At 49.5% G+C, this 23,105-nt stretch carries 28 protein-coding genes; 8 read left to right on the top strand and 20 right to left on the bottom strand.

The annotated features are described in order from the left end of the window. Positions 1–15 precede the first annotated feature (15 nt). From cyoE to GKO28_RS07395, 3 genes are all read left to right on the top strand, one after another. Complete coding sequence (gene cyoE, locus GKO28_RS07400) at positions 16–681, top strand: heme o synthase (protein ID WP_247646419.1); 666 nt, start codon at positions 16–18, stop codon at positions 679–681. Further along, positions 585–836: a hypothetical protein gene (locus GKO28_RS19485; RefSeq protein WP_247646851.1), complete on the top strand. Its 252-nt coding sequence runs from the start codon at positions 585–587 to the stop codon at positions 834–836. Before cyoE ends, GKO28_RS19485 begins: the two co-directional genes overlap by 97 nt. Before the next feature lie 104 nt (positions 837–940). Next, a complete protein-coding gene (locus GKO28_RS07395) occupies positions 941–1,471 on the top strand; it encodes a YfaZ family outer membrane protein (RefSeq protein WP_182075837.1) in 531 nt (176 codons plus the stop codon). A 70-nt stretch (positions 1,472–1,541) separates the two neighbouring features. Here the strand turns inward: GKO28_RS07395 and GKO28_RS07390 are convergent, their stop codons facing one another. The 4 genes from GKO28_RS07390 to GKO28_RS07375 all read right to left on the bottom strand — a co-directional run bounded on the left by GKO28_RS07390 (position 1,542) and on the right by GKO28_RS07375 (position 5,000). Next, positions 1,542–2,102, bottom strand: a complete 561-nt coding sequence (locus GKO28_RS07390) for an alpha/beta hydrolase (RefSeq protein ID WP_182075836.1) — start codon at positions 2,100–2,102, stop codon at positions 1,542–1,544. Positions 2,103–2,449: 347 nt separating this feature from the next. Beyond that, a complete protein-coding gene (locus tag GKO28_RS07385; protein ID WP_282099249.1) occupies positions 2,450–3,631 on the bottom strand; it encodes a hemolysin family protein in 1,182 nt (393 codons plus the stop codon). Between the two features lie 99 nt (positions 3,632–3,730). After that, entirely contained in the window at positions 3,731–3,976 is a 246-nt protein-coding gene (locus GKO28_RS07380) for a hypothetical protein (protein ID WP_182075835.1), read from the bottom strand. A gap of 130 nt (positions 3,977–4,106) precedes the next feature. Next, positions 4,107–5,000 carry an AraC family transcriptional regulator gene (locus tag GKO28_RS07375; RefSeq protein ID WP_182075834.1) on the bottom strand — a complete coding sequence of 298 codons (894 nt, stop codon included), beginning with the start codon at positions 4,998–5,000 and terminating at the stop codon, positions 4,107–4,109. Between the two features lie 95 nt (positions 5,001–5,095). Here GKO28_RS07375 and GKO28_RS07370 point away from each other — a divergent pair, with 95 nt between their 5' ends. Further along, the gene (locus GKO28_RS07370) at positions 5,096–5,353 is read left to right on the top strand and encodes a carbohydrate-binding protein (RefSeq protein ID WP_182075833.1); all 258 of its coding nucleotides are present in this window, start codon (positions 5,096–5,098) and stop codon (positions 5,351–5,353) included. Continuing rightward, complete coding sequence (locus GKO28_RS19480; RefSeq protein ID WP_374220759.1) at positions 5,307–6,416, top strand: family 16 glycosylhydrolase; 1,110 nt, start codon at positions 5,307–5,309, stop codon at positions 6,414–6,416. The genes GKO28_RS07370 and GKO28_RS19480 overlap by 47 nt, the downstream gene beginning before the upstream one ends. Before the next feature lie 167 nt (positions 6,417–6,583). Here GKO28_RS19480 and GKO28_RS07360 read toward each other — a convergent pair whose 3' ends face one another. The 5 genes from GKO28_RS07360 to GKO28_RS07340 form a co-directional block, all read right to left on the bottom strand. Continuing rightward, complete coding sequence (locus GKO28_RS07360) at positions 6,584–7,357, bottom strand: GIN domain-containing protein (RefSeq protein ID WP_182075831.1); 774 nt, start codon at positions 7,355–7,357, stop codon at positions 6,584–6,586. Between the two features lie 18 nt (positions 7,358–7,375). Next, entirely contained in the window at positions 7,376–8,221 is an 846-nt protein-coding gene (locus GKO28_RS07355) for a hypothetical protein (protein WP_182075830.1), read from the bottom strand. Beyond that, on the bottom strand, positions 8,208–9,083 hold the full coding sequence (locus GKO28_RS07350) for an ABC transporter ATP-binding protein (RefSeq protein WP_182075829.1): 876 nt from the start codon (positions 9,081–9,083) through the stop codon (positions 8,208–8,210). The genes GKO28_RS07355 and GKO28_RS07350 overlap by 14 nt, the downstream gene beginning before the upstream one ends. Next, positions 9,080–9,439, bottom strand: coding sequence for a GntR family transcriptional regulator (locus GKO28_RS07345; protein WP_173532586.1), 360 nt, complete (start codon positions 9,437–9,439; stop codon positions 9,080–9,082). Before GKO28_RS07345 ends, GKO28_RS07350 begins: the two co-directional genes overlap by 4 nt. Positions 9,440–9,732: 293 nt before the next feature. Then, on the bottom strand, positions 9,733–10,527 hold the full coding sequence (locus tag GKO28_RS07340) for a ferritin-like domain-containing protein (RefSeq protein WP_203563995.1): 795 nt from the start codon (positions 10,525–10,527) through the stop codon (positions 9,733–9,735). Positions 10,528–10,647: 120 nt separating this feature from the next. Between GKO28_RS07340 and GKO28_RS07335 the strand changes: the two genes are divergently transcribed. Then, a complete protein-coding gene (locus tag GKO28_RS07335; RefSeq protein WP_182075828.1) occupies positions 10,648–11,328 on the top strand; it encodes a type 1 glutamine amidotransferase domain-containing protein in 681 nt (226 codons plus the stop codon). Positions 11,329–11,390: 62 nt separating this feature from the next. Here GKO28_RS07335 and GKO28_RS07330 read toward each other — a convergent pair whose 3' ends face one another. The 8 genes from GKO28_RS07330 to napF all read right to left on the bottom strand — a co-directional run bounded on the left by GKO28_RS07330 (position 11,391) and on the right by napF (position 17,481). Next, a complete protein-coding gene (locus tag GKO28_RS07330) occupies positions 11,391–11,996 on the bottom strand; it encodes a NapC/NirT family cytochrome c (protein WP_307838963.1) in 606 nt (201 codons plus the stop codon). A 112-nt stretch (positions 11,997–12,108) separates the two neighbouring features. Next, entirely contained in the window at positions 12,109–12,549 is a 441-nt protein-coding gene (locus tag GKO28_RS07325) for a nitrate reductase cytochrome c-type subunit (protein ID WP_182075827.1), read from the bottom strand. Between the two features lie 12 nt (positions 12,550–12,561). After that, entirely contained in the window at positions 12,562–13,386 is an 825-nt protein-coding gene (napH, locus tag GKO28_RS07320) for a quinol dehydrogenase ferredoxin subunit NapH (RefSeq protein ID WP_182075826.1), read from the bottom strand. Next, a complete protein-coding gene (napG, locus tag GKO28_RS07315; protein WP_182075825.1) occupies positions 13,383–14,132 on the bottom strand; it encodes a ferredoxin-type protein NapG in 750 nt (249 codons plus the stop codon). Before napG ends, napH begins: the two co-directional genes overlap by 4 nt. A 64-nt stretch (positions 14,133–14,196) precedes the next feature. Continuing rightward, positions 14,197–16,602, bottom strand: a complete 2,406-nt coding sequence (napA, locus tag GKO28_RS07310) for a nitrate reductase catalytic subunit NapA (RefSeq protein ID WP_247646418.1) — start codon at positions 16,600–16,602, stop codon at positions 14,197–14,199. Next, positions 16,554–16,739 (bottom strand): twin-arginine translocation signal domain-containing protein, encoded by a 186-nt coding sequence (locus tag GKO28_RS19475; RefSeq protein ID WP_247646417.1) that lies wholly within the window; start codon positions 16,737–16,739, stop codon positions 16,554–16,556. The genes napA and GKO28_RS19475 overlap by 49 nt, the downstream gene beginning before the upstream one ends. Positions 16,740–16,741: 2 nt before the next feature. Further along, positions 16,742–17,005, bottom strand: a complete 264-nt coding sequence (locus tag GKO28_RS07305; protein ID WP_182075824.1) for a chaperone NapD — start codon at positions 17,003–17,005, stop codon at positions 16,742–16,744. Continuing rightward, positions 17,002–17,481 carry a ferredoxin-type protein NapF gene (napF, locus tag GKO28_RS07300; RefSeq protein WP_182077421.1) on the bottom strand — a complete coding sequence of 160 codons (480 nt, stop codon included), beginning with the start codon at positions 17,479–17,481 and terminating at the stop codon, positions 17,002–17,004. Before napF ends, GKO28_RS07305 begins: the two co-directional genes overlap by 4 nt. Before the next feature lie 321 nt (positions 17,482–17,802). Between napF and GKO28_RS07295 the strand changes: the two genes are divergently transcribed. Together GKO28_RS07295 and narL are read left to right on the top strand one after the other, a co-directional pair. Continuing rightward, positions 17,803–19,641, top strand: coding sequence for a HAMP domain-containing protein (locus GKO28_RS07295; RefSeq protein ID WP_203563994.1), 1,839 nt, complete (start codon positions 17,803–17,805; stop codon positions 19,639–19,641). Between the two features lie 11 nt (positions 19,642–19,652). Then, positions 19,653–20,300: a two-component system response regulator NarL gene (gene narL, locus GKO28_RS07290; RefSeq protein ID WP_173532575.1), complete on the top strand. Its 648-nt coding sequence runs from the start codon at positions 19,653–19,655 to the stop codon at positions 20,298–20,300. Positions 20,301–20,649: 349 nt separating this feature from the next. Here narL and GKO28_RS07285 read toward each other — a convergent pair whose 3' ends face one another. Genes GKO28_RS07285 through GKO28_RS07275 form a run of 3 tightly spaced genes read right to left on the bottom strand, consistent with a single transcriptional unit; the run spans position 20,650 to position 22,979 of the window. Beyond that, positions 20,650–21,651 (bottom strand): phosphoethanolamine transferase, encoded by a 1,002-nt coding sequence (locus tag GKO28_RS07285; RefSeq protein ID WP_203563993.1) that lies wholly within the window; start codon positions 21,649–21,651, stop codon positions 20,650–20,652. Further along, complete coding sequence (locus GKO28_RS07280) at positions 21,590–22,279, bottom strand: DUF1705 domain-containing protein (protein WP_203563992.1); 690 nt, start codon at positions 22,277–22,279, stop codon at positions 21,590–21,592. The genes GKO28_RS07285 and GKO28_RS07280 overlap by 62 nt, the downstream gene beginning before the upstream one ends. After that, positions 22,272–22,979: a phosphatase PAP2 family protein gene (locus GKO28_RS07275; RefSeq protein WP_182075822.1), complete on the bottom strand. Its 708-nt coding sequence runs from the start codon at positions 22,977–22,979 to the stop codon at positions 22,272–22,274. Before GKO28_RS07275 ends, GKO28_RS07280 begins: the two co-directional genes overlap by 8 nt. Between the last annotated feature and the right edge of the window lie 126 nt (positions 22,980–23,105).

Here is a 23,105-nt window from a genome sequence, read left to right as displayed (position 1 = left end):
GGCGCTCATCGTCTTTTGCGCCTTGATTGGGATGCTGTTGGCTATGCCCAGCAAGATACAGTGGTCGGTGTTGTTGGCCGCGTGTATTGGTATATTGCTTTGGTGGCCACGGGCGCAGCGGCCGCCAATTGTATTTTAGAGCGCCAGCGCGATGCCTTAATGGTGAGAACGCATTTACGCCCTTTGCCGCAAGGGCATTTATCTTGGCAATGGGCGGCGGTGTATGCGCTGTTTTGCACCAGCTTGGGTTTAATAATGTTGGGGCTGTTTGTCAATACACTCACCATGTATTTAACGCTAGCTACCTTTTTTGCTTATTCAGTGGTGTATACCCATTGGTTAAAACCATTAACACCGCAGAATATTGTGATTGGTGGCGCTGCGGGGGCAATGCCACCAGTGCTGGGCTGGGCCGCGATGACCAATTCTGTTTCGCCAGAGGCGGCGGTGTTATTTCTGATTATTTATGCATGGACACCACCGCATTTTTGGGCTTTAGCTTTGTATCGCCTCGATGATTATCGCCGTGCTGGTTTGCCCATGTTGCCGGTGACGCATGGCCGTGCATTTACGCAATTGGCGATTTGGCTGTATTCCCATGGATTTTGGCGGCAACCACCTTATTGCCATTGGCTTTGGGATTTTCTGCTGGTGTATATGCACTGGCCGCGATTTGGCTGAATACCGGTTTTTTGCGTCGTCGTGTGTGGCAATTGTATCGTCAGCCCAGTGATGCATTGGCCAAAGCGCTGTTTCGCTATTCGATACATTATTTGGCGTGGTTGTTTGCTGCTTTGTTATTGGATCATTATTGCCAGCGTTTACCGTGGTTTTAACGCTAAATTCAGCCAAACGTGCCGATCTGTACATTTGTACATAGCGGCGACGCGCATAAGAACTGTAAGCTTTGCGGCCAATTTATCTGCCGGATACTATTTTCATGCGTTTTTATATCACTGCCTGTGCTTTAGCACTTTCTGTTGGCGCACATGCAAGCGATTTTTCATCTTCAATCGGTCATGAATACCTTGGTGTGCATTACAGCAATAACATCAATCAATTCAAGCTTTCTGCTGATTTGTTATACAACTACGATCACGAAAATACGATTGCCAATATCGGCTTGGGTAAAAACATTCCACTCGGTGACAACACCTTGACGGTGGGTGCTAAGGCCAATTTGCTCGACTTTAATTACAGCGATACTGAATACGCGCTGTCATTTGGTGGCGATTTGACTATTCCATTGACGCAGCAGTTTTCGCTTTATGGCAGCGCCTACTGGGCACCTAGTTTTGCGTCTTCAGGCCGCTTGACTAGCTATGTTGATTCTTCAGTGGGTGTTCGCTTTAATATCAGCAAACCCATCGCGATTGATTTCGGTTACCGCTTTAGCCAAGCCGAGTTTAACAATCACTACACCCGTACCGTAGCGGATGGCTTGTACGCTGGTGTTGGTTTGAAATTCTAATTGAATTTATTTTGCTTGGAGAATGCAAAAAGCGAGTGCGAATGGCACTCGCTTTTTTTACGGGTCAATTTCAAGCCATATTAGCGCTTAATTCCAGTTGCTGACATTGGCTGAGCAATTGATTAAGTAAGGCCAGGCCTGCAGGCCAATCGCCAAAACCACTATCCACATTAAGATGGCCATACGCGCCAAGGTTTTTCCAGCTACTACCCCATGCCGTTGCCGTGTGGATGGCAAATTCGAGTGAAGCATAAGGATCATTGCTACTGGTAACGACCATGCTGGGAAAGGGCAATGGCGATTTTGATAGCGAATCAAAACCGATGGCAGTATTTGGAAAATGCGGATGATCTGGATCGGGTGGTGCAACTAGAAAAGCACCACGAATCGACTTGGTGGTTTGAGCTGCCCAATTGGCAACGAGTAAGCAGCCTAAACTATGGGCGATTAAGATCGTGTCTGGCCCTGAGCGTTGTACTGCGGCGTCTAAATTAGTCAGCCAATCGTCATGATCCGCCAATTGCCAATTGTTTTGCTCGACTCGGCTGAAGTTGCTATTGGTTTTTTCCCAGCGACTTTGCCAATGCGCTTCACTAGAACCATTCAAGCCCGGAACAATCAGAAAATTCATTCTTTATCCTTTTTTGAAGCCATAAGCCGCAGCCTGCCTGTGATACATGCTGTCACAGTAGCTCAATATATTGTTACGTAAATGGTATATTATTATTCTTTAATTTGTCACGTAAATTACACGAAAACAATATTTTACGTAAATTTAGCTACAGTAAAGTTGGATTTGGAATGTAGATGCGCAGCAGTGCCGAGGGTGATCAGCGCTGCTGGCCGAGTTAAACGGATGGGGTTGAACTCTCGTTTTGCACACGGGTGACTAATAATTGGTCAATTTTATAATGGTCAATATCGACCACTTCAAATTTAAACCCAGCATGAATCACGCAATCGGTGCGCTTGGGCACTTTACGTAAGATATACATCATAAAAAACGGCAATGGTTTCGTATTGGTCATCATCGGGAAAGGCATCGATTTGCAAGACGCGCTCCAAATCGCCAATCGCAGTAATGCCATCAACTAACCAAGAGTTCTCATCGCGCTGGACGATTTGTTCTTCGTCAGGGGCAATATATTGATCGCCCATTAGCATGCCGGTGATGTCATTCATCGTAATCAGACCAACGACTAAAGCATATTCATTGATGATGACGGCAAAGTCTTCGCGCGCCGCTTTAAAGTGCGCCATGATTTCAGCCAGCGTCAGCGATTCGGGCAAAATAAGCGCATTGCGTAATAAGCCATCACCGCGTAATGAAATGCTTTCTCCACGTAACACATTACTTAAAATATCTTGCGAATCAACATAACCAATTACTTGATCAATATTGCCCATACACACTGGAAACTTGGCATGAGGATGGGCCAAGATTTTATTTTTAATTAGCTCGTCGCTTTCTAAGCGATCAATCCAGATAATGTTTTCGCGCGCGGTCATGCTCGATGGTGCGGTACGCTCTTCGAGCTCAAACACGTTTTCAATCAGTTGATGCTCTTGTTTGGCGACCACCCCAGCTAAGGCGCCGGCATTGGCTAAAGCTAAAATATCTTCGGTGGTAATGTCATTTAACCGTGCGGCAGGCAAACCAAGGCGTTGAATCACCCAGTTGGCTAAACCATTAAAAAACCAAACCAAAGGCCGTAAGCAAGAGACGCAAAATAAAATCGGCCGCACAATACGCACCGCAACGGCTTCAGATGCCGCCATACCAATTCGTTTGGGGATTAGGTCGGCAATTAAAATAAACGCGGTGGTGACAATCAGGAATGAACCAATCGAGCCGATACTTTGCGCCTGCGTCGGATGGATGTATTGGCTAAAAAATTGGGTGAAGGCTTGGGCGTAAACACTTTCGCCGAGTACACCGGCCAAAATAGCGACGACATTCACACCAATTTGTACGGCAGTAAAAAAGTGCCCGGGTTGTGACTGTAGGCCCAAAACCAGATCGGCGCGGGCGTCGCCTTCGTCGCGCATCTGCTCGAGTTTGAGCTTACGACTGGCGGCAAGTGAAATTTCTGAAATCGATAAAAAGGCGCTGATCGCAATCAACAAGGCAATCAGCAGCGTGCTACTGAGTAAATTCATTGGCTAAATCCAACAATGATAAGCTCTGTAGCATAACGAGTTCTGTCGTAAATCGACAGTAAATAATCAGTTTTATCTGCAGTATCGCGTCATTGCGGATTATTGGGTGCGGGCACGGACCGGCGTATGGCGTGCAATTTGGGCTAGTTGCGCTTCATAATCCTGACGTAAATCGGTGTCGAATTTGTTTTTAGCGATCAATTGGCAGAGCTCACTGATATAGCTTTCGACATCCAGCTCATGCACTTCTATGAGTTGATTGCTCGGTGAATGAGGATTCATTCCCGTGGTGTTTGCAGCAGAAGGCGATTCAAGATTGAGTAATTTGGAAAATAAGCTAGGCATCGCACAATATCAATATAATCAATTGCTAATTTTAGCGTTTAAGTATTTGATTCTCTGCGTAAAAACGCCATGGTGTTTCGGTATTTATACCGCGAATCATGAGCTGCGGTAGCCAGCAGGCGTTTGCTGATTAGTTTGGCGTTACGCTGGGATGGGTGTCGGCGCATTTGCGATGTTGTGCGCGGCTAATTTCACCCGGCGGCAAACCAAAGTGACTACGAAAGCGCCGTGAGAAACTGGCGATTTCTTCATAGCCCACCATAATCGCGACATCGCTGACGCTATGATTGCCGCTAGATAATAATTGGTGCGCTCTTTGCATGCGCTGCTGAATAATCAATTGCTGCGGCGTAGCGCCCAAATATTTGAGGCACAGCCTTTGAAAGTGCGCGGCGCTCACGCCATATTGCTGCGCTAGGACATCAACACGCCAGCTTTGCGCTGGCGCATAAAAAATGCCGGAAAATAATTGCTGTAATCGATCCGGCAATGCCATGCTTTGCACCGCGCCGTTGAGCATCCGCTGTAATAAAGTCATCACCAATTGCAGCGCACTGCCGGCTTGAGATTGCTGTTTAATTCGCGCTTCAAAGCACAATGTATGTAAGGCATAAAATAGATTGTGGGCGTATTGCACCGAAACAACGCTGGCATCGGGGCCTGCGAGTTTATTCCAGTAGGGCGCGTCATCGAGCAAAAACCAAGCAAAGCGCCAATGTTCACTGCGCCGCTGAAAGCCACGATGGCCATACGCCGGTAATACCGCCAGTTGATTGGGCCCTAAAGTCAGTCTGCGCTCGCCATCAATAATGTCGCCTTGTCCTTCCACGCCAATCAATAAGATATGAAATGGTGCACCCATTCGCTCAATATGAAATTGGCCACGCGCCTCGGATACGCCCATAAAGTGAATATGATGCTCGGCAAGGCTGGTGAGCTGCGGGTGATGAAACGCACGCACGCCAACGCTCATTTGCTGCGTTTCTGGGCCAACCTCAAATAACTCTTGATAGATCATCGACATGTTCGATCTGGACAAAACGCAAGTTTCATTCTGCTATTTCGTCATTCTTCCTCATCGTTTAGTGTGGCTTACTCACTGCGGTTTTAAGGTGAGCAATGACTTTGATTCATTATTATAAAAATGAACAGGATGGAGACAGGATGAATGAGTTTAACAGGGCCATCTTGGCCGCCACGATTTTTGGCGTGGCAAGTGTTGCATATGCTGCAGATCCAGCGTGGCAAGAAGGGAAAACCTACTCGCTCGGCCAGCGGGTGAGTTATCAAAATCATACTTATCAAGCCATCATTGCCCACACTGCTTTATGTGGGAGCCGGTTGGAACCCTGCAGTTTCTGCGACGCTTTGGCTTGACTTGGGGGCCAGCGGCAGTACCCTGCCAAGCCCAAGCCCAAGCCCAAGCCCGACACCGAATGGAGCTTGTAGCACGCCTTGGGAGAGCGGCAAGGTGTATACCGCCGGCGCTAATGTCAGTTATCAAGGACATAACTTCACGGCTAAATGGTGGGTTGATCGCGCACCGCAAAGCCAAGACACTTGGGGCGGTTGGCTGGATTTAGGCGCATGTAAGCAAACCGAGCCGGTTTCCACCGTGGGGTTATTATTCGATGATTTTAGCTATAGCAATACCACGCAACTGGCGAATAATGGCTGGTTATTACGCAGCTGGGATGGTGGTCCGGGATTGAGTAATGGGCAGTGGAGCCCGAACAATATTTCGTTCTTGAGTGATGCGGCGCAGCCGGGCAATACGCTGATGCGCTTAAAAGCCAGTAGCAATATCAGCGCCGACCAAGTCGTTGGCAACCGAGCCAATGGTGGGCAAAGCTCGCAAGTTGAGCTGATGACGACCGAAGCGCGGTATCAAAATGGCACTTGGGCGGCGCGGATGTATTTTACTGATGCGCCAGTGCAAGGGCCCGATGGTGACTCTGTCGTGCAAACCTTCTTTGGCATCACGCGCTACATCGAAGGCGCTGAGCCGTATAGTGAAATCGATTTTGAATACCTACCCAATGGCGGCTGGGGAATTGCAGCGCCTACGATGTGGAGCGGTACCTACGCCATTGCGGCGTACGATCCGGAAAATCACGTCGCTGTCGCCACCCAACAAAGCTTTGCCGGCTGGCATACGCTGGTGATGAATGTGCACAACGACGAAATTCGGTTTTATATCGATGGCCGTTTAGTGCAAAGCTACCGTGGTAAAGCGCAGCCAGACCATCCGATGTATCTGTCGTTTCAATTGTGGTTTAACGGCAGCGGGCTGATTCAGAGTAATGAACTGCGTGAATACCAAGAAGACATCGATTGGGTTTACCACCGCCAAGATCAACAATTGAGCACCAGCGAAGTCGAAGCGCAAGTTCAGCAATTGCGCCAGCAAGGGCTCGCCGCAGTGAAAAACATTCGTTAATCTAAGGGTATCGCTACCTAGTCATTGATTGTAATGCGCTAGGTGGAGATACCCTTTGTTGCTGGGTTTTTTCCGATGATGTGTTGCTGCCAGCAAGCGGCATATTGCTTTTATTCAACACCAATATCGCCAAGGGGCCACTGCATGCGCATTACAGTGGCTGGCCCTTATTGATAAGGATGCGGGGTATTGGTTTTGATTTTCCCCATCCCTTTGATGGTTGAATTGATTTTTGGCTCGTTGGCAAATGAAACTGTGCCAATGCCATACAATTGAATCGTCGCGGTTTCGGCATTTTCAACGTAGACGTTGCCGGTCCCACGACTATCGATTTCAATGTTTCCCACATTCGGCATGTAGACATCGCCAACACCATAATTAGAAACCGTGGCCGATTGTACGGTGTTGGTCAATATTTCGACCCTGCCTGTGCCACGATTAGAAACACTGATGTGCTGCAAGTTAGGTGACTGGATTCTCGTGATGCCAGAGCCGTAATTCTCTACTTCGCTCAAAGCGCTTTGAAAAACGCTTTGCTCAGCCACCAGGGCGCTATTAAAAACAATCGCTGGCATATTGGGGCTGATATTTTGCTCGGTGCGTAGCTGGATAATGCCTTGCGCCAATAAGTCCTGATTCAACTCGGCCAGCAGCGCCTCATCTAACTCAACACTTGCTTTAGGCGAAGAAAATTGCCGCACATTCACAGGGCTATGATTAATTAATTTCGCCCCTTGGTTCTTAAGCAAAACCTGCACCACCTTGCCGCTAGGCTGAATGACATCCTTGCTTTGCAGTGCAAATTCAAAGGCGGTAGCGCCATTGTTAATCACAAAATGTGGGTTGGGCTTTGCGTGCCAGACAGTCACTGTGCCCAAGGCCAATACGGCCAACACGCAAGCAGGAAATAACCATTGTTGTAGCGGCTTCAATTTATTCATGATGCTTCCCCCAAAGATTTATGCGCTTTGACCGGCTTTGCGTCGCCAAATTAGCGCGGCGAGGCATAGTCCACTGATTAGCAGCGCCATAACAAAAGGTGGATTAATGGCAAAGCGCAGCAGATTGCCAACTTGATCGGATAGATTGCTGCTCGCACTCAAAAAGCGGCCTAAATCGATTTGATCTATCACACCAAACAACCCCGAAAAATAAATATCCACAAAACGGCTGGCGGGCGCGTCATTGCTCAGGCTGCCGAGTAAGGACTGCACCATAAAAGCGCCAATCAAGACCATCACCATCCCCCAGCGGCGAACTGCGCTATTGCCTAGTGCCAACAATAGCACTAAGGGTAAAAACCACAGCAAGGTCAGTAGGGCCTGCAGGCTAAAACCAATCAATGTCAGCAACAGGTTCGCCCCCATGAGTGCTGTCCAGTGAGTGATCCACAGTGGTGCAGACAGCAATAAATTCAGAGTAATAGCGAGTACGATGGCCAATAGAGGCAGTAGCAGCGCATTCATCAGCACCGGCACAATCACCGCGTTTGCTTCATTGATGGGCAAAGAGCGCCAAAAAGACAACGATTTATCATCTTTATCACGGTACGGCAGGCCCGGAATCGTCAGCAAGACACCAATCAGCGCGATATACAGCACCATGCTCGATTGAGTTGAAATGCCAAAGCTCGCGACTTTGGCTGCATCCGAAATTGTTGCACTATTAAACTGTGGCATGCCTTGATATATCAGCACGATATACAGCAGCGCCCATGCAATCACAGGCGTCCATAAGCCGAGTAATAGCCAAGAGCGACGTTGCTGCAGCCATTCGCGCAGCATGAGGGTTTTAAACTGTTGCATGTGGTTTCTCCATGCTCGGTTGCGCTAAGGCGACAAATAAATCGGCGAGTTCAACGCGGAAGGTTTGGCCGAGTTGATCAATATTGGCGGGCGCATTCCCCGCAAAAATCGCACATTCACCGCCCATTTGCCGAAAGCGGTGTAGCGGAGCGGCGGCCTCAATTTGCGCTGCAGCGTCTAGCCCATAACGCACGCCGATAAAGCGCTCATCCAGATGGCTAATGCTGTCGTTGAGCACCAATTGCCCGTGATTAATCATCAGCACATTCGAGAGTAGATTTTCGATTTCATCGACTTGATGCGTGGCAATCAGTACGGTGCGGGTGTCAGAGCACCAATCGTTGATCAACATATCGTAAAACGCTTTGCGGGCGGGAATATCTAGCCCTAGCGTTGGTTCGTCCAAAATCATCAGCTGGGCATCAATGGCGCTAATAATGGCCAAATGCAGTTGCACAATCATGCCGCGCGACAGTTGTTTAACTTTGGCGTTGAGCGGAATAATCGTTTGCGCCAGCTTTTGCTGCGCCAATTCAAGCTTAAATTTTGGATGCAGGCCACACATCAATTGGAGTAAATCGGCAACGACAATCCACGGCGGCAAAATCGCCACATCAGGGATGTAGCAAACGTGCTCTAGCATCGCCTCGCGCTGAGTTTGCGGATTAAAGCCTAAGATTTCAATGTGGCCTTGATAAGGTATCAAGCCCATCATCGCCTGCATCAGCGAGGTTTTTCCGGCGCCATTACTGCCCAATAAACCGACAATTTGCCCAGCAGGTAAAGCAAACGAGATCTGCTTGACCGCGGTTTTGTTGCCGTAGCGAATGCTTAAATCACTGACTTTGACTAAGTCGTTCATGCGGACTCCTTGGCATGCCAGTCTAAATCGCTGGCGCTAATGCCTAAACGTTGCAATTTGGCGCGCAGTAGCGGCCATTCTTGGCTTAAAAAACGCGCACGATCGGCAGCACGCAATCGCTCGCTCGCTTGCGGTAAAACAAACATGCCCAAGCCACGGCGGCTTTCGAGCAAACCGCCTTCCACCATCGCTTGCAAGGCACGATTTACCGTGAGGGGATTCAGGCCATATTCAGCAGCCAATAGACGCACCGAAGGCATTGCTTGCCCTTCTTGCGGTTGTCCATCGAGCAAGGCTTGGCTTAAGTGCTCAGCCAGCTGCAAATAGATGGGCGATTGATTATTCCAGTCGGCCATGTTCTGTACTTGTGTGTTAGGTATGTAACACACTATAGATGTGAGTTTAGCGATTGGCAAGTGGCGTGATGGATTATTGTGGAGAGTGGGGCGGTAAAAGGTAAAATACAGGTAAAATTTTATAGGGTATTACCTTGTATGCTTTTTAGCTAAATACATACAAGGCAATACGTCATTTTTAAGATCTTTAGCTTGGCTTAATGCTGTGCCGCGCTCGTCGAGCAGGCACTTAAAAAACAACATCAATACGTAATTTGAACCAAGCCGATTGCTGGGCTTGGTTCGCGATTTTTCTACTCTTTTAACGATTCAATTAAAGCCATTTCCTCAGCAGTAAATCCGGCCGCTTGGCGGGCGATGTGGTTGAGGGTGCCGCGAAATACCGGTGCTTCATAATCCCGTAGCAGCGCGACAAACGTCGCAATGGGTTCGAGCTGGCGCTCTTGGCAACACCAGTGATACCAATAGTTGCCAATACGCACATGGCCGATTTCATCGGCCAGAATAATGTCCAGAATTTCACAGGCGCGTTGATCGCCGATATTGGCGAGTTTTTGTCGAATCGGTGGTACGGCATCAAGGCCACGCGCTTCTAATATTCGCGGCACCAAGGCCATTCTGGCCATCACGTCGGCGTCGGTTTTAACCGCCATTTCCCATAAGCTGTTATGCGCTGGAAAGTCGCCGTAGGCAAAACCGAGTGTTTGTAAATGCTCGCAGAGCAGATTGAAGTGATACGCTTCTTCAACGGCAATCTTGAGCCAATCGGCATAATACTGCGCGGGCATCTGGCGAAACCGATACAGTGCATCCAGCGCTAGATTAATGGCGTTAAATTCAATATGCGCAAAGGCATGCAACAGGGCTGCGCGGTTTTCAGCTTCAGCCAAATTGCGGCGGCGAGGTAAATCTTTGGGGGCGACCAACTCGGGGTGAGTCGGGCGGCCGGGGCTGGCAATTGGAATAATCGGCGTGGGATCGAGTGGATCGCGTTGTTCGAGATGAATATCGCTCAGTTTGGCGATTTTAGTCTGGGGGTTAGATTCAATTAAGGCAGCAAAGGCAGCAGCAAACACGGCGGATTCCAAAGATAAAAGCAGCGCCAGTATTACGCGCTGATGGCGGGCTGGCAAGCGTATTCGGGTCTAAGATCAATAGGGTGAAACACGACTGGCATCCGCCAGCGTGAGACGGTTTGGAGAGCAGCAATGAAAATTTTAATGGTACTGACTTCGCACGATCAACTGGGCGATACCGGCCAGAAAACCGGCTTTTGGCTCGAGGAATTTGCCGCACCGTATTATTTGCTGCTCGATGCTGGCGCTGAGCTGGTGCTGGCGTCACCACTCGGTGGTCAGCCACCACTAGATCCTAAAAGTGATGCGGCGGATTTTCAAACTGCCGCCACGACGCGCTTTAAACAAGATATTGCTGCGCAAGCGGCTTTGGCCAAAACGCTTAAATTAGCCGAAGTCAAAGCCAGTGATTACGATGCGGTGTTTTATCCCGGTGGCCATGGCCCAATGTGGGATTTAGCCGAAGATGCACAATCGATTGCCTTGCTAGAAACCCTGTATGCAGCGGGCAAACCGGTCGCCTTAGTGTGTCATGCGCCAGCGGCGTTGCGGCATGTAAAAGCGCCCGATGGTCAACCGTTGGTGGCGGGCAAAGCGGTGACCGGCTTTAGTGATTCAGAAGAAGCTGCCGTTGGCTTAACTGATGTGGTGCCGTTTTTATTAGAAGATGAACTGGTTGCCAAAGGCGGCGTGTATTCTAAAGGCACCGATTGGCAGCCGTATGCTGTGAGTGCTGGTAATTTGATTACCGGGCAAAATCCAGCGTCGTCGGAACTTGTGGCGCAGCAATTATTGGCGCAACTGCAAGCCTAATTATTGGTATCGACATAAAAAGAACGGGGCTCAATCGAGCCCCGTTTGGTATTGCTTAAATCTTATTCAATCCCAGCAAAATCGTCATCGTCCACTGCACTGGCGGCGCTGGCTTTATTGCGCGTTGGATGCATCACTTCGGCGGTTACGCCTTTTTCGCCGGTCCGTACATTTTGGTGTACCGCAGGCAATTGATGGGCAATCCCTTTATGGCAGTCAATACACGTTGCGCCTTCAGCAAAGCCTTTTTGGTGGGCGGTGGCCGAGCGTGAGTTTTGCTCCATATAGTCAAAATACTCGTAATTATGGCAATTACGGCAGGCTTTCGAATCATTGGCTTTCATTCGCTTCCATTCGTTTTGCGCTAAGTGTTCGCGTTTTGCGAGGAATTTTTCACGGGTATTAATGGTACCCGTGAGCATGCCCCAAACTTCTTTAGACGCTTCAATCTTACGAATCATTTTTGGCCCCCACTCATGCGGCACATGGCAATCTGGACAAGTGGCCCGCACGCCGGAGCGGTTAGTGTAGTGAATCGTATCTTGATATTCCGGATACACATTGTCGGCCATCTCATGACAAGACAGACAGAACTTTTCGGTATTGGTCATTTCTAGCGCGGTGTTAAAACCGCCCCAAAACATAATCCCTACGACAAAGGCAATCACAATGCCAACGATACCGATTTTAATCGTCCGTAGTTTTTTTGAGTCGCTCGCACAGTCGTGCTTTAAGGCTAGGTTTGCTTTCGCTCATGGTGCATCTTCCTTTGTGGGCGAATTATTTCACTAAGCCATTGGCAGGTTTAAACGAGCTACCAACCAGTGGTTTGGCATCGGTTTGCGGTACGTGGCATTGCTGGCAGAAATAACGGCGTGGAGAAATATTGGTCAGCTCAGTGCCGCCACGGGTTTTGAAATGGGTAATCGATACCTTGGTGGCGCCAGTTTCTGCAGTGCGATCCCAGCTATGGCAATCGAGGCATTTATTGTATTCAGTGGTGACGTTATAACCCTTGATGGAATGCGGAATTAACGGCGGTTGCTGTACAAACTGGCGTGGCAGTGGACGGCTATCGCGCTCCCAACGGTAATGCTCGGGGGTTACGTCGCCACTGACGGCTTCAGTGCCGCGCAGTGATTTGAGTTCATCCGCTTGCACGCCGATGGCGCCAAGGCCAAAGGCCAACAGCATTCCTAAAATACAGGCTAGTTTTTTCATTGTATTTCTCCCTTAAAGTGGTAAATCAGTATGTTGATTAAAGCGATGGCTAATTTTGAAAACGTCTTGATCACAAACATCGATACAGCGCGCGCAATTACTGCATTCGCCCGCCACAATCACCGGGCTGCCTTGGCCTTTGAGCGCCACCCGAATCACTTGCGGCTCAGGGCAGACATAAAAGCACTGCATGCAGTCATCACAAGCGTGGCGTTTGGGCGCGGTAATGCGAATGAGCGCGGTTTTACCAAGCAGCGCATAAAAAGCCCCCACCGGACACCAATGCCCACACCAACCACGGCTCACCAATACGGTGTCGTAAATAAAAATCGCGATGGCCATCGTCCACGCTAAACCCATGCCAAACAGCATGCCGCGCTGCAATCCGGTAACCGGATTCACCCATTCCCAAGCCACCGTTTGCGTAATGAACGACAGCAGTAAGACGCCAGCTAATAGCCAATAACGGGTATTTCTGGCCACTTGCTGCCCAGCTTTTAAACCCAATCGGCTACGACACCAGCGGGCAAAATCGGTGATTAAATTAACCGGACAAACCCAGCTACAAAACACTCGGCCACCCACAATCAAATACACCGCCAGTACCAGCGCGGCACCGATCACGGCTTGCCGCTCAGGCGTATGCCCAGCAAGCCAGGTTTGCAGCAAAATCATCGGGTCGGTCAGTGGTAAAAAACCAAAGCTAAAACTCGACGCCAGCGTGCCTTTAACCCACCAAATGCCCAACAGCGGGCCGATTAAAAACAGCGCCAAAATCACCAGTTGGCTGCTACGCCGTAACATCAACCATCGATTGCGTTGCCAAAATGACCTCATGGCGACTCCTGCTCTGGCAGATTGGGCGGTAAGGCAATTTGTGGCCCGATTAACGATTCGCCGCCGGCATTGGCTTTTTCTTCCCAGCCTTTACGGTAATGTTCGCCCGATTGCCCTTGAACCAGCGAGCGCGGTAAAACGCTAATCGCTGCTTTAGGTAGCACACACGATTGCTCGCACTTGCCGCAGCCGGTGCAAAAATCGGAATGCACGGTTGGGATCAACATCGCGTGCCGGTCTGAGCGTGGGTTATGCATGGTTTCTAAGGTAATGGCTTGATCAATCACCGGACAAACGCGATAGCAGACGTCGCAGCGCAGACCGAGAAAATTCAGGCACGTTTCTTGGTCGTGCAGCACGGCCAAGCCCATTCGCGCGTCGTTAATCTCGGTGAGCTGGTGATCTAAAGCGCCGGTTGGGCAGACTTTGACGCACGGAATATCCTCACACATTTCGCAAGGGATATGTCGTGCAGCAAAATACGGCGTTCCCCAACCTATGCCTTGCCCTAAGCTGGCGAGTTTCAAGGTGTCGTAAGGGCAATCGCGAACGCATAAACCACAGCGCACGCAAGCACTTTGAAACTGCGTTTCAGGCAAAGCGCCGGGCGGACGTAATGCTTGTACCGGCAGTGCTTTCGCTTGTTGACTGGCCAAACCCCCCAAGCCGCTAGACAGCACTAGGGCGCCACCACAGGCGGCTGCACTATTTTTTATAAACTGTCGTCGATTGGGTGTTGCTTTCATTTTATAAAGGTATTGCCGTCTAGTTCATTGCTAGCAATGCTTGGACGGCAATACCTATCCTCCATTAGGCTTTAACGACTTTAACCGCACATTTTTTGTAGTCGGTTTGTTTCGAAATTGGACACGTTGCATCCAAAGTCAGCTTGTTGACCAAACGGCCTTCGTCAAAGAATGGAATGAAGATCAAACCTACTGGCGGTTTATTACGACCGCGAGTTTCAAGACGCGCTTTGATTTCGCCACGACGTGAAGCCACTTTGACCACCATACCGCGCTGCAAACCGCGTTTTTTGGCATCATTCGGGTTCATAAACACCATCGCTTCCGGTACTGCTTTATGCAGCTCAGGCACGCGGCGCGTCATCGTGCCGGTATGCCAATGTTCCAGCACACGACCGGTACATAGCCACATATCAAAATTGGCATCGGGCATTTCGGGTGGCGCTTGGTAAGGCAGCGCAATGATGTTGGCACGGCCGTCTTTATTGCCGTAAAAGCGTACGCCTTCGCCTTTTTTCACATAAACGTCATAGCCTTCACGGTAGCGCCACTTGGTTTCTTTGCCGTTCACCACCGGCCAGCGCAATCCGCGCGCTTTATGGTAAAGATCGAATGGGCCTAAATCATGGGCGTGGCCACGGCCAAACTGGGCGTATTCTTCAAACAAGCCTTTTTGCACATAGAAACCGGCCAACTTGGCTTCAAAGTTTTCAAAGCCTTTTTGCAAGTCGGCGTTTTTAAACTGATTGACCTGACCGTTGACAAACAAGATGTCGTATAAGGTTTTGCCTTTTACGCTGCTTTGTTTGGCGATCAAATCGGCAGGCCAAACTTCTTCTACTTTGAAGCGTTTCGCAAATTGCATCAGCTGCCACAAATCAGATTGTGCTTCGCCCGGAGCATTGACTTGTTGCCGCCAGAATTGCGTGCGGCGCTCGGCATTACCAAATGCACCTTCTTTTTCCACCCACATGGCGGTTGGTAAGATCAAGTCGGCCGCCAAAGTTGACGCAGTTGGATACGGATCAGACACCACGATAAAGGTGTCTGGACGACGCCAGCCTGGGTAGAGCTCTTCGTTAATATTCGGGCCAGCTTGCATATTGTTATTGGCCATTTGCCAATACACTTTGACTTTGCCGTCTTTAATTGCGCGTGCCATGGCGACGGCGTGCAAACCGATCTTGCCCGGAATGGTGCCATCAGGCAGTTTCCAGATTTCTTCGGCGTGTTTACGGTGCTCTGGATTAGTGACCACCATATCGGCAGGCAAACGATGGGCAAACGTACCCACTTCACGCGCGGTACCACAGGCTGAAGGCTGGCCAGTGAGTGAGAATGGGCTATTGCCCGGCTCGGCGATTTTGCCGGTGAGCAAGTGAATGTTGTAAATCATATTGTTCGCCCAAGTACCACGGGTGTGCTGGTTAAAGCCCATGGTCCAGAACGAGGTCACTTTGATTTTTGGATTGGCGTAGAGTTCAGCCAAAGCAATCAAACGGTCTTGCGGGATGCCACATAATTTACTGACTTTATCCACCGGATAATCAGCAACAAATTTAGCAAATTGCTCAAATGAGTAGTCTTTCATCTCATTTGGATTGCCCTTCGGCTTGCCGTCGGCACCGGCATAGCCGTTCTCTTTGGCTTTGGTTTCGAGTGGATTGTTCGGGCGCAAGCCATAACCAATATCATCGACGCCAAGCTTGAAATTACAATGCGCTTTAACAAAGTTTTGATTCACTCGACCGGTCGAGATGATGTGATGACAGATGAAGTTCATCATCGCCAAATCGGTTTGTGGCGTGAAGACCATGCCATAACCGCTGTCGGCCAATTCAAACGAGCGATGCTCGTAAGTTGAAAGCACTGATACTTTAACTTTCGGGTTGGATAAACGGCGGTCGGTAATGCGGCTCCATAAAATAGGATGCATTTCGGCCATATTCGAGCCCCACAACACAAACGCGTCGGCGACTTCGATATCGTCATAACAACCCATCGGCTCATCCATACCAAAGGTACGCATAAAGCCAGTCACTGCCGAAGCCATACAATGGCGGGCATTGGGGTCCAGATTATTACTACGGAAACCACCTTTCATTAGCTTGGCAGCGGCATAGCCTTCCCAAACGGTCCACTGGCCTGAGCCAAACATCGCAATCGATTCTGGACCACTGGTTTTGAGCGCGTCTTTCCATTTCAATTCCATGATGTCGAACGCTTCATTCCAGCTCACTGGCGTGAATTCACCGTTTTTATCGTATTTGCCGTTTTTCTTGCGCAGTAGCGGCTGAGTTAAACGATCTGAGCCGTACATGATTTTGGAAAGGAAATAGCCTTTGATGCAGTTTAAACCGCGATTCACTTCGGCATCTGGGTCGCCCTGTGTGGCCACCACACGCCCATTTTGCGTGCCGACTAAGACAGCACAGCCAGTACCACAGAAACGACAAGGCGCTTTGTCCAACGAATCGCGTCTTTACCGTCACCGGCCATTGCTGGCAGGGTTTTGGCGGGGGCAGCTTGTGCTAGCGGAATACCGGCGCTGGCGGCAGCAGCAGTAACAGCGGATATTTTAATAAAGTCACGGCGGTCTAAACTCATGCTCATTGCTCCTGTTTTAATGTTTTTGGCGGCGCGTTTTCTTCGTCGCAATATTCATAGGCCAACGTGGCTGAGGCGACGTTGGGGATGTTTTGAATTCGGGTCAGCATTTCGGTGCAGCGCACACCGGGTACGTCTTCAACGGTGATAATCAGCTTGCCTTCATGCTCAACATGAATCTCAACGCCGGGCACTTGAACGACTGCGGCTTTGACCGCCTCAAGTTGGCCAGGAACGGCGCGGATCACGAGGCTGAAAATATTCATACAAGACACTCCCTTATTTGGATACTTTGGCTGGGGCAAGATGCAAAGCACGCGCCGCAACCGGTACATTGCTCGGTTTGAATTCGCGGCTGCGCCACTTTGCCGATAGCCAGTTCAAAGTGGATGGCTTTGGCATCACAACTTTCGCCGCAAATTCGGCAATCCACGCCGTGTTGCGCCAGGCAGCGATCATCGATGCTGGCGCGTAAATGCCAAGGCGTACAACGATCTAAATCGAGCGCCTTGCTCTGGCACACGGTGGTGCAGTCGGCACAGAATGTGCATTCACCGTGAGAAAAATCGATTGTTGGAAAACCGCCGCTACCCAGTTGAATAATTTGACTGGGGCAAGCACTGACACAGTCGCCACAACGCGTGCAGCGAGTAAAAAAATCCTCTGCTGACCATGGTGGCGCTGGCGTGGCCGACGTTTGTGGGCGGCGGCCTCGTAATAGATTGCGGCGTGCTACATCCACAGCAGCATTCAACCCTATAATTAGATAAAAATAAGGGTATTCGGCGGCACTTATGCGGACAATGCCCTTTAGGGGGTAGGGTTTCTCTTTTGCAATTGACGTATTGCTTTAGGGGTAGACCGATAGTTTGGCTAGGTTGCCTAAAGCGGGGTGGCGTGGTGTACTCGGGTTTTGCTGGTCAACTCGGCATGACAAGCCTTGCTATCGAGACGCAGCGCGCTTGCTTCGTGTGAATTATTGTGCCGATCAACGATTGTTTTTGCTGTTGAATCGCCTCACCATCGTGAGCATGGAAATTTGGAGGTATGGTTTTTGCGCATCATGAATTATTTTCGGCAAGCGTCAATCTTGCGATTTATTACACAAGCCTTGCTTTTTATGGTTTTACCCGCTTTTTTAGCTTTGTTTTTAAGTTGGGTTACCGTGGTGTATTCGACAGGGGAAGGCACAGCGATCAATGTCGCGGGCTCATTGCGCAAGCAAACCTATCTGATCGTGGCTACCCATTTGGCTGCGCCATCGCACGTCTCGAGCAATATGCCGGCATTGCAGCAAGCCGTCCAAGAGTTTGAGCGCGATTTATATGGCCCCGAATTACTCAAAAACCTTTCGACCGACCCGACGGACTCTGTTCGGCATGCGTATGATCAGCTAGAAAAAGCCTGGCGTACTGAGGTCAAAGGCATTTTAGCCTCACCGCATACCGATGATAATTTGCTCTCTAGAGCGGTGCATTTTGTGGATTTGATTGATACCTATGTGCAAGCCATAGAAGCCAAACACGAGGCGCGTTTACAGTGGTTGGGGCAGATTCAATGGATTGCGATGGGCAGTATGGCGATTGTTTTTGTGCTGACTTTATTGTGGCTCACGCGGCGAGTGACTCGGCCTTTAGTCGCGATGGCTGCAGCGGCCGAAAAAATCAAACAAGGGGATTTAAGCGTACAAGCCCCTGAAGACGGCGCTGGTGAAATTACGCTATTGGGCCAAGCGATGAATCATATGGTGGCTGAGCTGGCGCTGGGCATCGAAGTGCTTGAAGCGCGGGTGGCGGAAAAAACCCAAGCTTTATCGCAAAATCAGCGCAGTCTAGAGCTGCTGTATAGCACCAAGCAGTTATTGTCAGACCAAGAGCCAAATCAGGCGACATTTGATCAGGTTTTAGTGGATGTCGGCGCTTTAATCGAGTTGGAGCATGCGGCGATTTGCCTTACCGAAACCGAACAAGCACCCCAAGCTTTTCGGCTAGCTTTAATGCCGAGCACCGCCGCTGAAAACTGCGACAAAAATGATTGTGCCAACTGCGTTGAAGGTGTGAACGCCGCAGCGCAATCGAATAACACCCCAGTGTTTCAGCTCACTGATGGCATTAACAATTACGGCATTATGCCGATTCAGCTGAAAACGCAGCAGGCCTTACTCGATTGGCAGCAACAGTTGCTCGAAGCCGTGGCGCGGCAAATTGGTACGGCGCTGGCTAATGCCAAACGCAAACAAGATTTACATCGCTTGGCGCTGCATGATGAGCGCAGTGTGATTGCGCGCGAGTTGCATGACTCATTGGCGCAATCGCTGTCGTATTTAAAAATCCAAGTGGTGCGTTTGCAAAATCAGTTTCCTGAAGCGCAGCGTAGCGACACAGCGAATGCGGCATTGTTTGAACTACGTGAAGGCTTAAACGGCGCCTATCGGCAATTGCGTGAGCTACTTAATACCTTTCGTTTACAAATGAACGAGCGTGGTTTAACCGAAGCGTTGGAAAAAACCGTCAGTGAATTTGTCGATCGAGCACAGCACAGCATTAGCCTTGATAATCGTTTGCTCGGTGTTGAATTGGCGGCGCATGAAGAAATTCATATTTTGCAAATTGTGCGCGAAGCCTTAGTCAATATAGAGCGCCATGCTGAGGCGCAGCATGCTTGGGTGAGTTTGGCTTGGGAAGATGAACAGATTGTGGTCAAAATCGCCGATGATGGCGTGGGTTTAGCCAATCATCCGGAGCGTAAGCAGCATTATGGTTTGGGCATCATGCGTGATCGCGCAACGAATTTAAATGGTGAATTACAATTTTTACGCCGTGAACCCTGTGGCACACTGATAGAACTACGCTTTATTCCGACTACGCCGTTTGCGGCGTCGAATTCAACGCAACCGACTTGAGAATCGAGAAAATGAACGAACAATTTAATGTCATCGTAATCGATGATCACCCGCTATTTCGTAAAGGGGTGGTGCAGCTGTTGGCACTCGATCCACGATTTGTCGTGGTGGGCGAAGCGGCGAGTGGCGCTGAGGGCTTGGTCTTAGTGCAAGAACACAATCCGGATTTAGTGATTTTAGATTTGAATATGAAGGGCATGGACGGCATTGCCACGCTGCGCGCGATGAAGGAGCTCGATATTGATTCGCGCATTGTGATGCTCACCGTGTCGGATCAATCCTCCGATTTGGTCGCTGCGGTGCGTGCTGGTGCGGATGGTTATTTATTAAAAGACATGGAGCCTGAAGAAATCGTTGCGCGTTTGGCCGAAGCACTTGATGGGCAAATGGCGATTCCAGAACGCTTGGGCCGCGCTTTGGCTTTGGCTTTGCGGGAAGACGATGGCAGCGAGCGCAATGCGATGCTGGCGTCATTGACCGATCGCGAGCGCGAAATCTTAGTGTGCTTGGCGCATGGACTATCGAATAAATTAGTCGGCCGTGAGCTGGGCATTGCCGAGGGCACGGTCAAGGTGCACGTGAAAAGCTTGCTCAGAAAACTCAGCTTTCGTTCCCGCCTTGAAGCGGCGATTTGGGCGGTGGAGCTGGGTATTAAGTAGGTATATAAATGCAGAGCATTCTGTATATGCTCTGTGATTAAATACCTAATAAAAAATGACAATATTCAGATGACGTGTTGATGGGTTTAAGTGCCTGCGGCACGGCTGTTTACAGTCGCAGTCCGCGACTGGGACTCACTTTTCTTGCGTCGCCAAGAAAAGTAAGCAAAAGAAGGCGCCCCGAGCGCGCCCAGCTCCGCTGTGCCCTCGATTGTCGTGAGCCAAACGATAAAGCTGTTTGTCTCCCTTCCGCACTCGGTGCGCTTGGACGGGTTTTTAAGCCCCAGACCTACGAGCGCGGCACAGCATGAGATCTATCTTCATCAATTCGCCCTAAACCACCGCGCATTTATTGCGCGGTTTTTGCTTTGCACGCGGCGAACCAATCGAGCTCGGTTTGATACAGCGACGTTTTGATGTCGAGCAAGCCTAAGGTCGAGTGAAATAGATTGTCGTGCGAATAGGCTTGTCCCGCTTTCTTTTGCATGCAGCCTAGGTCGATCTTGGCTTGTTGGGCAAATTCAGGCGATAGCCACATCATGGCAGGCACATGAGTTTGCTCGCTCGGTGCCAGCATATACGGCGCGCCATGCAGGTATAGGCCATTCTCGCCAAGTGATTCGCCGTGGTCAGACAGATACATCATGGCTGTATCCACGCGATGGCTATTTTTGCGTAATAGATCAATTACATTCGACAACACATAGTCGGTATACAGCAGCGAATTGTCGTAGCTATTGAGAATTTGTTCTCGGCTGCAACGGTTAAGCTGTTTGTCATTACACGTTGGTTGGAATTTGGCAAAAGCCGGTGGATAGCGTTTGAAGTAAGCCGGACCATGGCTACCCATCATATGCAGCACAATCACCGCGTCTTGCTGTTGAGCGTCGATTTTTTCTTGCAGCCCAGTGAGTAAGGCTTCATCCAAACATTCGCCGTCATTACAGAGTTTTGGATCGGCGCTTGCGATCATGCTTTCATTGGGAACGCGATCACACGTGCCTTTGCAGCCTGATTGATTATCGCGCCACAGCACTTGATAACCGGCTCTTTGTACTACATCGAGTAGACCTTGATGACTTTTAGCTTGGCTTTCGCTGTAATTGTCTTTGCCAAATTTAGAGAACATACACGGCAGCGAAACGGCGGTATCGGTACCGCACGAGCTCACTTGTGACAGGTTAATCAAGCCGGCTTGTTGTTTAAGCCGCGGATTGGTTTCTCGGTCATAGCCATTGAGTGAAAAATTAGCCGCTCTAGCGGTTTCGCCAACGACAATAATGGTGAGTTTAGGGCGACTTTGCGGTAGCGACGTATATATTGGCGTCGGTGCCAATTGCGGCAACAACAATCGGTTTGATATTCACGCTGTGTTTTAAATAATTAGAGCTGGCTTGGATAAAATTCATTGGCGTAATTAAATAACGCAATTCGCGGTTATTGCGAAACACCGAAGCAAACTCTTTATAAAAGCCCAAGCTCACCAGTAACAGCAGCACAATACTGCCCACAATCACACTGGTTTTAACCATGGCTTCACGGCGAAATGGCCGATATTGAATTGGTGTTTTCCACAGCAAATACAGTGGTAAACCACCTAAAACCAGCCAATACAAGGCCATTTTTAGGGTGAGTAAATCTAAGGTTTCGGTCAGATTGGTTTGCGCGGCATTACGCAGCATGCCGCCGTTAATCATGATGCCAAATTGCGACATGAAATACACCACTACCGGGGTAATCAAGAGCAATACCGTTAACACGGGTTTTAGGACGTAGGGCAGAGCCAGCAGGTTGAGAAATAGATTGAGCACCAAGATTAAAAATAGCGCGCCAATTAGCATAAACAACCAACCAGCCGCAGTATTGGGGTTTTGTATCGTATACAGCTGCTGCCAAAAGACACTATTGCAGGCAAAAACAAAAAATAGCGTAGCAATCAAGCTGAGTTTTTCGCTGGTTAAAGCTTTAAATTTAAACATGCGTCGATTCCATTTTGCGTACAGGGGGCCATACGCAGTACCAAAGTAATAAAACCACCCAGATCGTCCACAACGTCCATAAATTGTGCGACAAAAAGTGTGCGCCGCGCATCATTTGCGCCCAACCCATGGCGGTGCCAAAGATTAAACCTGCGGCTAAGCCAGCATAAGCCCAGCGCCGATTCAGATCGAGTAAGCCAAAATAAAACGCCAACAAAGCATAACCACCCGATGCATGGCCACCGGGCATGCATTGCCCGGGTTTAGCGCCGATGGGCAGTGCGCCCCATAAAGGAATTTCTGCGGCAAAGCCACCGTAAAGACTTAAATCCCATGGACAGGCATGGTTGCTGAAAGATTTAAACATCGAGATGATCAGTACTGCTAGTCCCATGCCGCATAAAATCCAGCCAATACGGCGGCGATGGGCTTGCAGTTTTGGGTATTTCCAGCTCGCCGCCCATGCTGCAAGCATGATGAGCGCTAGCAGTATCATCAGATTTTTTAACCCTTGATGCATAAATTGGGTTAGAAAAGCGTGGTCTTTGAGGAAAAAACGCTGTTGCACCGAGTCAAAGTACGGCGCGATCAGCGCATGATCCCATTGCGTTTGTGGATAAATCAGAGCGAGGAATACGCCGCTGACAAGGGCGATGAGCCAGTGCCATGGCAAAAATGGGAAACGCTGACGCATATTCATTTGGCTAGCATCCAAGCTTGGCAAAGTAAGAGGCGGTCAGTGTAGCGACACGTTATAGGTGTGTCATAAAAATATTGTATCCAAATATACAGTGGTTTTGAACGGGCAAAAAAAATGGCACAGCGT

Origin of the sequence: Deefgea sp. CFH1-16 (assembly GCF_016881365.1) — a bacterium.
Classification (GTDB): Bacteria; Pseudomonadota; Gammaproteobacteria; order Burkholderiales; family Chitinibacteraceae; genus Deefgea.
The sequence above is the reverse complement of the archived record's forward strand: the minus strand, read 5'-3'. Positions and strand labels throughout refer to the sequence as shown.

What these genes read in the sequence shown, in the direction of transcription:
- GKO28_RS07305 (WP_182075824.1), bottom strand. Translation starts at nt 17,005, where the DNA reads ATGAATATTTTCAGCCTCGTGATCCGCGCCGTTCCTGGCCAACTTGAG.
- GKO28_RS07360 (WP_182075831.1), bottom strand. Translation starts at nt 7,357, where the DNA reads ATGAATAAATTGAAGCCGCTACAACAATGGTTATTTCCTGCTTGCGTG.
- GKO28_RS07280 (WP_203563992.1), bottom strand. Translation starts at nt 22,279, where the DNA reads ATGTTTAAATTTAAAGCTTTAACCAGCGAAAAACTCAGCTTGATTGCT.
- GKO28_RS07345 (WP_173532586.1), bottom strand. Translation starts at nt 9,439, where the DNA reads ATGGCCGACTGGAATAATCAATCGCCCATCTATTTGCAGCTGGCTGAG.
- GKO28_RS07335 (WP_182075828.1), top strand. Translation starts at nt 10,648, where the DNA reads ATGAAAATTTTAATGGTACTGACTTCGCACGATCAACTGGGCGATACC.
- GKO28_RS07390 (WP_182075836.1), bottom strand. Translation starts at nt 2,102, where the DNA reads ATGAATTTTCTGATTGTTCCGGGCTTGAATGGTTCTAGTGAAGCGCAT.
- GKO28_RS07275 (WP_182075822.1), bottom strand. Translation starts at nt 22,979, where the DNA reads ATGAATATGCGTCAGCGTTTCCCATTTTTGCCATGGCACTGGCTCATC.
- GKO28_RS07350 (WP_182075829.1), bottom strand. Translation starts at nt 9,083, where the DNA reads ATGAACGACTTAGTCAAAGTCAGTGATTTAAGCATTCGCTACGGCAAC.
- napG (WP_182075825.1), bottom strand. Translation starts at nt 14,132, where the DNA reads ATGAAAGCAACACCCAATCGACGACAGTTTATAAAAAATAGTGCAGCC.
- GKO28_RS19475 (WP_247646417.1), bottom strand. Translation starts at nt 16,739, where the DNA reads ATGAGTTTAGACCGCCGTGACTTTATTAAAATATCCGCTGTTACTGCT.
- GKO28_RS07380 (WP_182075835.1), bottom strand. Translation starts at nt 3,976, where the DNA reads ATGCCTAGCTTATTTTCCAAATTACTCAATCTTGAATCGCCTTCTGCT.
- GKO28_RS07395 (WP_182075837.1), top strand. Translation starts at nt 941, where the DNA reads ATGCGTTTTTATATCACTGCCTGTGCTTTAGCACTTTCTGTTGGCGCA.
- narL (WP_173532575.1), top strand. Translation starts at nt 19,653, where the DNA reads ATGAACGAACAATTTAATGTCATCGTAATCGATGATCACCCGCTATTT.
- GKO28_RS07355 (WP_182075830.1), bottom strand. Translation starts at nt 8,221, where the DNA reads ATGCAACAGTTTAAAACCCTCATGCTGCGCGAATGGCTGCAGCAACGT.
- GKO28_RS07385 (WP_282099249.1), bottom strand. Translation starts at nt 3,631, where the DNA reads ATGAATTTACTCAGTAGCACGCTGCTGATTGCCTTGTTGATTGCGATC.
- GKO28_RS07295 (WP_203563994.1), top strand. Translation starts at nt 17,803, where the DNA reads ATGAATTATTTTCGGCAAGCGTCAATCTTGCGATTTATTACACAAGCC.
- napH (WP_182075826.1), bottom strand. Translation starts at nt 13,386, where the DNA reads ATGAGGTCATTTTGGCAACGCAATCGATGGTTGATGTTACGGCGTAGC.
- GKO28_RS07325 (WP_182075827.1), bottom strand. Translation starts at nt 12,549, where the DNA reads ATGAAAAAACTAGCCTGTATTTTAGGAATGCTGTTGGCCTTTGGCCTT.
- GKO28_RS07375 (WP_182075834.1), bottom strand. Translation starts at nt 5,000, where the DNA reads ATGTCGATGATCTATCAAGAGTTATTTGAGGTTGGCCCAGAAACGCAG.
- GKO28_RS07370 (WP_182075833.1), top strand. Translation starts at nt 5,096, where the DNA reads ATGACTTTGATTCATTATTATAAAAATGAACAGGATGGAGACAGGATG.